Origin of the sequence: Neisseria sicca VK64 (assembly GCF_000260655.1) — a bacterium.
GTDB classification, from domain to species: Bacteria; Pseudomonadota; Gammaproteobacteria; order Burkholderiales; family Neisseriaceae; genus Neisseria; species Neisseria sicca_B.
Window position 1 is genome coordinate 1 of the sequence record NZ_AJMT01000203.1, and the last position, 8,503, is coordinate 8,503.

The 8,503-nt window shown below is 54.9% G+C and carries 8 protein-coding genes and 1 pseudogene; 8 read left to right on the forward strand and 1 reads right to left on the reverse strand.

The features are described from left to right. The 3 genes from HMPREF1051_RS12165 to HMPREF1051_RS12175 all read left to right on the forward strand — a co-directional run. Window positions 1-406, forward strand: a 406-nt coding sequence (locus tag HMPREF1051_RS12165; protein WP_003769181.1) for a hypothetical protein, incomplete at its 5' end; no start/stop codon positions are given. A 22-nt stretch (window positions 407-428) separates the two neighbouring features. After that, window positions 429-1,904, forward strand: a complete 1,476-nt coding sequence (locus tag HMPREF1051_RS12170) for a PepSY-associated TM helix domain-containing protein (protein ID WP_003769180.1) — start codon at window positions 429-431, stop codon at window positions 1,902-1,904. A gap of 2 nt (window positions 1,905-1,906) precedes the next feature. Further along, window positions 1,907-2,185 (forward strand): DUF3325 family protein, encoded by a 279-nt coding sequence (locus HMPREF1051_RS12175; RefSeq protein WP_003769185.1) that lies wholly within the window; start codon window positions 1,907-1,909, stop codon window positions 2,183-2,185. 461 nt (window positions 2,186-2,646) lie between these two features. On the opposite strand, the gene HMPREF1051_RS12180 is transcribed toward HMPREF1051_RS12175, so the two are convergent. Next, window positions 2,647-3,804: a sugar transporter gene (locus tag HMPREF1051_RS12180; protein WP_003769178.1), complete on the reverse strand. Its 1,158-nt coding sequence runs from the start codon at window positions 3,802-3,804 to the stop codon at window positions 2,647-2,649. Window positions 3,805-3,939: 135 nt separating this feature from the next. Here HMPREF1051_RS12180 and HMPREF1051_RS12185 point away from each other — a divergent pair, with 135 nt between their 5' ends. The 5 genes and pseudogenes from HMPREF1051_RS12185 (at window position 3,940) to HMPREF1051_RS12205 (ending at window position 8,482) form a co-directional block, all read left to right on the forward strand. Further along, window positions 3,940-4,317: a hypothetical protein gene (locus HMPREF1051_RS12185; protein WP_003769186.1), complete on the forward strand. Its 378-nt coding sequence runs from the start codon at window positions 3,940-3,942 to the stop codon at window positions 4,315-4,317. Between the two features lie 132 nt (window positions 4,318-4,449). Further along, a complete protein-coding gene (glyA, locus tag HMPREF1051_RS12190) occupies window positions 4,450-5,700 on the forward strand; it encodes a serine hydroxymethyltransferase (protein WP_003769177.1) in 1,251 nt (416 codons plus the stop codon). A gap of 198 nt (window positions 5,701-5,898) precedes the next feature. Continuing rightward, the gene (locus HMPREF1051_RS12195; protein ID WP_003769175.1) at window positions 5,899-7,113 is read left to right on the forward strand and encodes a pyridoxal phosphate-dependent aminotransferase; all 1,215 of its coding nucleotides are present in this window, start codon (window positions 5,899-5,901) and stop codon (window positions 7,111-7,113) included. 14 nt (window positions 7,114-7,127) lie between these two features. Further along, a pseudogene (locus HMPREF1051_RS12200) lies at window positions 7,128-7,625 on the forward strand (SIR2 family NAD-dependent protein deacylase); the annotation flags it as partial. A gap of 50 nt (window positions 7,626-7,675) precedes the next feature. After that, window positions 7,676-8,482, forward strand: coding sequence for an IS481 family transposase (locus tag HMPREF1051_RS12205; RefSeq protein ID WP_003769184.1), 807 nt, complete (start codon window positions 7,676-7,678; stop codon window positions 8,480-8,482). Window positions 8,483-8,503 lie beyond the last annotated feature (21 nt).

Below are 8,503 nucleotides of genomic sequence, written 5' to 3' on the forward strand. Positions count from 1 at the left end.
CCGTTTTCACGGGAATGACGGTCGTGAGGTTGCCGTACTCTGCAAAGGCTGTCTGAAACCTGTCATTTCTAAAGGTCGTCTGAAAAACACCCAATCGAATAAAAGTAACAAATATCCCAAGGAAAACCATATGAATCCCATCCTGCCACGCCCGCTGCACATCGCAGCGCGGATTGTGCTGGCTTCGGCCGGAAGCTACTGGGTATCCGCGCTGGCGGCGGGTACGGTTCCGCTTTATGCAGGCGGGTCGAACAATGCCGTTTACGGCGGCACCCTCCTAGGCATCACGCTGCTGCCGCTGGTATTTCTGTGGGCGTTGGCGGCGCGGCGGCTGCGGACGGTGTTTTGCGTGCTGTCGCTGTCGGTGTTGCTGCTTTCGGCGGCAGGGGGGCTGCCGCATGGCTAAGGAGGCGGGGCTTCGCAAGGTAATGGCAGAAATCCACACATGGACGGGGCTGATCTGTTCGTGGGTTTTGTTCGTAATATTCCTTGCGGGAAGCATTGCGTTTTTCCGTGCCGAACTGGATGTATGGATGCAGCCGGAGCTGCCGTTTTCAGACGGCCTGCCGGACGAACAGGTTTCGCTGGCGACCGCCCTGGACTATCTGCGCCGCCATGCGCCGAATGCGGCAGAATGGTCGGTTTCTCTGCCGACCGAACGTTCGCCGTACTTGGATTTGGGCTGGACGGAACGCGGGGCCGAAGAGGCGTCCTATACCACCATCAGCCCTTATCCTGACGCGCCGCAGTCCAAACCGCGCGAAACGGCGGGGGCGGGTTATCTGGTTTCCATCCACAGCAACCTCGCGGCGGCGGAATACGGCGGTTACTGGCTGACGGCTGCGGCCGCGGTGGTCGCGCTGGCGGCGGTAATCAGCGGCGTGATTGTGCATAAAAAGATTCTGGCGGAGTTTTTCACTTTCCGCGCAGGCAAAAAACTCAGAAGCTGGCTGGACGCGCACAACCTGCTGGGCGTGCTGCCGCTGCCGTTTCATGTGATGATTGTTTACAGCGGCCTCTTGCTGACTTCGCATACGGTGATGATCTACAGCCAAACGGCGGCGGAATTGTCGGATGAAGAATTCGAGGCGCGCTCCGCCTATGTGCCGAGGTCGTCTGAAAACGCGGGAGAGCAGCGGAAGATGGCGGATTGGTATCCGACGGTGCAAAAGTTGCGCCCAAATGGGACGGACGCGGAAATCAACTTGACCATCACCGACCCCGACCGCAAAGAAGCAGTGTTGTCGGCGGATTATTTCGACAAAAGAAGCATCGGCTCGAACCCTGATTTGTCGGTGGCGGTACGTTTGCGCGACGGGGCGCAGGTGTATCGCAAAGATGCCTACGGCGGCTTCGAACAGGCCTACTCTTCGCTCTACAGCCTGCATACGGCGGGCTTTGCCGACTATCCGACGCTCTGGCTTTATTTCTTCAGCGGTATGGCGGGTTGCGGTATGATTGCGACGGGTGCGGTAATGTGGCCGATGAAGCGGCGCAACCGCAAACAGCCGCCCCTGCGCGGGATTGCGTGGGCGGAACGCATCAACATCGCCGTGTTCGCCGGCTTCCCGCTCGCCTGCGCCGCCTTTTTCTGCACCAACCGCCTGCTGCCCGCAGACTGGGACGGGCGTGAAATTTGGGAAGCGCAAAGCCTCTTTACCGTCTGGGCCGCCGCTGCGGTTGCCGCCTTCTTCCCCTACCCCGCGTATATCAAATGGCGCGGCCTGTTCTACGCCGCCGCCGCACTGTGCGCCCTGATCCCGCTCTTGGATATTTATGTCGGACGGCCTCTCTGGCTGTCAATTCGGTCGGGGGACACGCTCTATTGGACGGTGGAACTGTGTTTCCTGACATTTGCGGCAATATTCTTCCTCATCGCCCGCCGCATCGAAAAGGCGCAATAACCATGCTGTATTTCCTGATGTTTTCCCTCTGCTCCGGCGGCTTTTTCTGCCTCATGCTCTCGCAAACGCCCCACGCCAAAACCATGCTCGGACGCCCCGTGCAACACCCCGTCCGCCTGCGCCTCGCCGGCGTAACACTCTTCGCCGCCGCCCTTGCCGCCGCACTCGCTTCGCCCCATCCCGCCGCCGCCAGCACAAGCTGGTTCGGCTGCCTGAGCGCAGGCGCAGCCTTGTGCACGGTTGCAGTTTATTTTCGGGGAAAGGGAGCCCGCAGGAAGTAAAATTTATCGGATTAAAATCAAAAGTCGTCTGAAACAAAACAACGTTTTCAGACGACCTTATTTTATATAGTGGATTAACTTTAAATCAGGACAAGGCGACGAAGCCGCAGACAGTACAAGACAGTACGGAACCGATTCACTTGGTGCTTCAGCACCTTAGAGAATCGTTCTCTTTGAGCTAAGGCGAGGCAACGCCGTACTGGTTTAAAGTTAATCCACTATAATATTTTGAATAAACGAAGGTAAAGAGCATGGATAAGGTTTCAGACGACCCCAAAGGTCGTCTGAAAATCCAATCATCGAAAAGAAAAACCGGATTCCCATCAAAGGAATCCGGTTTGTTTTATTCCAAACTTAGAAATTCATTCTCACGCCTAGACAGACGGAGCGTCCCGACTGCGGAGCGATGTATTTAAATAAAAAAGAAACGTTTTCAGACGACCTTTTTTTATACAACCCTCTTATTTCCGCATCTCAACCAACATCCGACACACGCCCAATCCTGCCGCTGCCAAGATTGCGGCTACAAATCCGATGTTGGAAATGCCTGCCCACACGGTAACGTAATGCCCCAAAAGCGCACCGCCGCCGATACCAACGTTGTAGAGACCTGAGTAAATCGAGTTGGCAACATCGGTTGCATCCGAGGCAAAGTCCAATACTTTGGATACCATGCCGAGGCTCAAGACGACGATGGCGATACCCCAGACAAACACCAGCGCGTAAACGGCTATCGGGTAGGCGGCAAGGGGCAGTAGGCAGAGCGTTGAAGTCATGATGACGGATACCGAGGTCAGCAGGAATATGCGCTGGTGTTTGGCAAACCATTTACCGAACAAATACGACGCGGCAAACCCCGCCAGCCCGTACAGGCTCAAGACGATGGTCACTTGTTCGGGTGCGAAGCTGCCGGCTTGCAGGACGAAGGGTTCGATATAGCTGTATGCCGTAAAGTGGGCGGTAATCAGGAGGACGGTCAGCGCGTAGAGCAGCATGAGGTTTTTGCGCTTGAGCAATCCGGGCAGGCTTTTGAGCGAACCTGTGTTCACGCTGGGCAACAGCGGCAGGTTTTTCGCCAATATGCCCATGACCGCTGCCGCGCAAAGTCCGATAAGCAAAAAGCTGAACTGCCAGCTTGAGTGTTGCCCGATAACGCGCCCCAGCGGGATGCCCGCCACCATCGCCATGACCGTCCCCGTACTGAGTAGCCCCAAAGCCTGATTGCCTTTACCCTGCGGCGCGACACGTACCGCCAGCGAGGCGGTAATCGACCAAAACACGGCGTGCGTCAGGGCGATGCCGATGCGGCTGATGAGCAGGATTTCGAAACTTCGGGCGAAATAGGAAACGATGTGGCTGAGGGTAAAGAACGCGAAGAGGACGAGCAGCAGCTTGCGGCGTTCGATGTTTTTCGTTGCCAGCATCAGTGGCAGCGACAATAGCGCGACAATCCACGCATACACGGTAATCATGATGCCAACCTCGGTTGGCGGCATATTGAAGGTCGCGCCGATGTCGCTCAATAGGGCAATCGGGATATATTCGGTGGTGTTGAAAATGAATGCGCCGACTGCCAGGGCGATGACGCTTAACCATTGTTTGTTTGTGTTTGCTGACATTGGGGTTTCCCTTTTTATATTTGTCTTCAAAAATTTATCAATTTTGTAATTATACTACTTTCAGACGACCTTCCTACTGCGACGACACAAAATTCCGCCCTAGACGCTCCCGCATCATCGGCATACAATCTTTGCATGAACACCAAACGCCCCAAGCTTTCCCGTTTTGCCCATATTTACGGCATGAACGGGCAATTCGTCCTGTTGGAACAGCATTCCGAGTGGATGCCGGTCAACGATGCCGACTACGACAACGCACCCGCATTGCCGGCGGGGTTTGTGTTTGCGGATGAAGCGTTCTATACGACCGACGGCAGCGTGCCGCCGCTTGTCCTGCCCGACAACATCAAAATCTTCAACGAAGAAGCGCGCAAACTCGAACGCCGCAGGCTCGATGCGCTGGCTTTGGAGGAGTTGGGCAAAAACCTCGCCGCCGCCCAAGCCGAGACCGACCTTGAAGCCCTGCTCGAAAAAATCGACTTTCATTTGAAACAAGACAATCTGTTCAAATAAAACTTTTCAGACGACCTCTCAAGCAGCAAAGGGGTCGTCTGAAAGATAAAATCGTTGACAATCCAAACCGATTTGGTACATTGTTCAACACTTATCAATCCCCGTTTCCCAACCGACAAAGGAGTCGAGAAGATGTTTTCAAAAAGCGTCAACCTAGCCCAATATGATCCGGAGCTGGCAGCCGCCATCGCCCAAGAAGACCAACGCCAGCAAGACCACGTCGAACTGATTGCTTCCGAAAACTACGTCAGTTGCGCCGTGATGGAGGCACAAGGTTCGCAATTGACCAACAAATACGCCGAAGGCTACCCCGGCAAACGCTACTACGGCGGCTGCGAATACGTCGATATCGTCGAACAGCTGGCAATCGACCGCGTCAAAGAACTCTTCGGTGCGGAATACGCCAACGTCCAACCCCATTCCGGCTCCCAAGCCAATCAAGCCGTGTACGCCTCCGTCCTCAAGCCAGGCGACACCATCCTCGGCATGAGCCTCGCCCACGGCGGCCACCTGACCCACGGCGCCAGCGTTAATATTTCCGGCAAACTCTACAACGCCATTACCTACGGCTTGGATGAAAACGAAGTCCTCGATTACGCCGAAGTCGAACGCCTCGCGCTCGAACACAAACCCAAAATGATCGTTGCCGGCGCATCTGCCTACGCCCTGCAAATCGACTGGGCGAAATTCCGCGAAATCGCCGACAAAGTCGGTGCCTACCTTTTCGTCGATATGGCGCACTACGCGGGTCTGATTGCTGGCGGCGAATACCCCAACCCCGTCCCATTCTGCGACTTCGTGACCACCACCACCCACAAAACTCTGCGCGGCCCGCGCGGCGGCGTGATTTTGTGCCGCGACAACACGCATGAAAAAGCGTTGAACTCTTCCATCTTCCCAAGTCTGCAAGGCGGCCCGCTGATGCACGTCATCGCCGCCAAAGCCGTTGCGTTCAAAGAAGCCTTGCAACCCGAGTTCAAACAATACGCGAAACAGGTGAAAACCAATGCTGCAGCCATGGCGGAAGAATTGGTCAAACGCGGCTTGCGCATCGTTTCCGGCCGCACCGAAAGCCACGTTTTCCTCGTCGACCTGCAACCGATGAAAATCACCGGCAAAGCCGCCGAAGCCGCATTGGGCAAAGCAAACATCACCGTCAATAAAAACGCCATTCCGAACGACCCGGAAAAACCGTTCGTTACCTCCGGTATCCGCATCGGCTCCGCCGCCATGACCACGCGCGGCTTTAACGAAGCCGATGCCCGAGTCCTCGCCAACCTCGTTGCCGATGTTTTGGCAAACCCTGAAGACGAAGCGAATCTGGCAAACGTCCGCAAACAAATCACCGCGCTTTGCGACAAATACCCCGTTTACGGCGCGTAATCGGCTTGCCCGGTTAAGCATCTTGCAACACGGAAAGGTCGTCTGAAAATCCCGAAAAAGGGTTTTCAGACGACCTTATTTGTTTTTGACGCTTGATTCTTGAAGCGGCAGCCAAAAATCCCGCATTTGCCCCTTTCTTTCCGTCTGCAAACGGAGTACATTTACCCCCATTGTTAACAATTTTACGGAACACACATCATGGAGAAATTTCCCAAATCGTCCAAGCTGGACCATGTTTGCTACGACATCCGCGGCCCGGTACACAAAAAGGCCCTGCAACTCGAAGAAGAAGGCCATAAAATCCTCAAGCTCAATATCGGCAACCCTGCGCCGTTCGGTTTTGAAGCGCCCGATGAAATTTTGGTGGACGTGATCCGCAACCTACCGACCGCGCAGGGCTATTGCGATTCCAAAGGGCTGTATTCCGCCCGCAAGGCCATCGTTCATTACTATCAAACCAAAGGTCTGCGCGACATTTCGGTCAACGACGTTTACATCGGCAACGGCGTGTCCGAGCTGATTACCATGTCCATGCAGGCGCTTTTGAATGACGGCGACGAAATCCTGATTCCCGCACCCGATTATCCGTTGTGGACGGCTGCCGCCACTTTGGCGGGCGGTACGGTGCGCCATTATCTGTGTGACGAAGAAAACGACTGGTTTCCCAACCTTGCCGATATGGAAGCCAAAATCACACCGAAAACCAAAGCCATCGTCGTCATCAATCCCAACAATCCTACCGGCGCGGTGTACAGCAAAGAAATCCTGCTCGAAATCGTCGAGTTGGCGCGCAAACACGGTCTGATCATCTTCGCCGACGAAATCTACGACAAAATCCTCTACGACGGAGCGGTACACCACCACATCGCCGCACTCGCGCCCGACCTACTGACCATCACCTTCAACGGCCTCTCCAAAGCCTACCGCGTTGCCGGATTTCGCCAAGGCTGGATGGTGCTCAACGGTCCGAAAGAACATGCCAAAGGCTATATCGAAGGCCTCGATATGCTCTCGTCCATGCGCCTATGCGCCAACACGCCCATGCAACACGCCATCCAAACCGCTTTGGGCGGCTATCAAAGCATCAACGAATTCATCCTGCCCGGCGGCCGCCTGCTGGAGCAGCGCAACAAAGCGTGGGAAATGGTGAACCAAATTCCCGGCATATCCTGCGTCAAACCGATGGGGGCGCTTTATATGTTCCCCAAAATCGACACCGAAATGTACGGCATCCATGACGACATGAAATTCATCTACGACCTGCTCGTGCGCGAAAAAGTCTTGTTCGTCCAAGGAACGGGGTTCAACTGGATACGCCCCGACCACTTCCGCATTGTTACCCTGCCGTACACCCACCAAATCGAAGAAGCCATGGGCAAACTCGAGCGCTTCTTGCAGACTTACCGGCAATAAGGCGGGATAACGATATGAAAAAATGCGTTGTCCTGACCGGCGCGGGAATCAGCGCCGACAGCGGGTTGCTGACTTTCCGCGATGCGGGCGGTTTGTGGGAAGGGCATAGGGTTACAGATGTCTGCACGCCCGAAGCCTTGGCGCGCAATCCTAAGCTTGTGATTGATTTTTATAACCAGCGCAGGCTTCAGGCGAACGCCGCCGAGCCGAACGCCGCACATTTGGCGTTGGTCAAGCTGGCGCAATATTACGATGTGCACATCATCACGCAGAATGTGGACGCGCTGCACGAGAAGGCGGGCAGCAGCAAAGTATTGCACCTGCACGGCGAGCTGAACAAACTGCGCAGCACCGTCGATGAAGACGAAATCATCGAATTTACCGGCGAACAGACCGACGATGTGCGCGATAGCCAAGGCAATCCGATGCGCCCGCATATCGTGTTTTTCGGCGAACAAGTACCGATGTTTGACGCGGCGGTCGAAGAAATGCGCGATGCCGATGTGGTTATGTGTAGAAATCAGTAGCGTTGTTTACAGTATTTCCAGGAGAATACTGAAACATGAACATGCACAAAAACACCCGCCTCACCCCGCACCACCGACAAGCCATTTGGCTGGCCTACACGCAGGGGAAGGAAAGCGTCACCTCCCTGGCACGCCGCTACCAAGTCAGCCGCGTCACCATTTACCGCGCCCTTAAAGCCGCAAGGGCCAAGCTGCTCAAACCGCAAACCAGTACCAACAACCGTTTCAAACAGGCAAAGTACGGAATGAAACGCCTGGTCAAGGTAGAACGCAGTATTCAGGAAAAACTCAAAAAGCAGGCCAAACGCTACAATAAATCCTACCCCGGAGAGCTGGTGCATCTCGACACCAAACGGCTGCCGCTGCTCAAAGGGCAGAAAGCCACCGATAAGCGGGATTACCTGTTTGTCGCCATCGACGATTTCTCAAGGGAGCTATACGCCGCCATTTTGCCGGACAAAACCGCAGACAGCGCCGCCAAGTTTCTGACCGAACACCTGATTGATCCCTGCCCATACCTGATTGAGTGCGTTTACTCCGACAACGGTACGGAATACAAAGGCTCGGCCAACCATGCTTTCGGTGTAGCCTGTTACGAGAACGGGATTGGTCAAAAGTTTACCCGGGTTGCCCGTCCGCAGACCAACGGTAAGGCGGAGCGGGTTATCCGTACCCTGATGGAGATGTGGCATGAGAAACAGTCGTTTGACAGTCCGGAACATCGGCAAAAGGAGTTGTGCCGCTTTGTTAATTTTTATAACACTGTGAAGCCACACCGCAGTTTGAACGGCGATACGCCGTTTGAGGTCTTGCAGGCTTATTTTTCTCAACCTGTTGTGTAAACAACGCGACGATTTTCTACA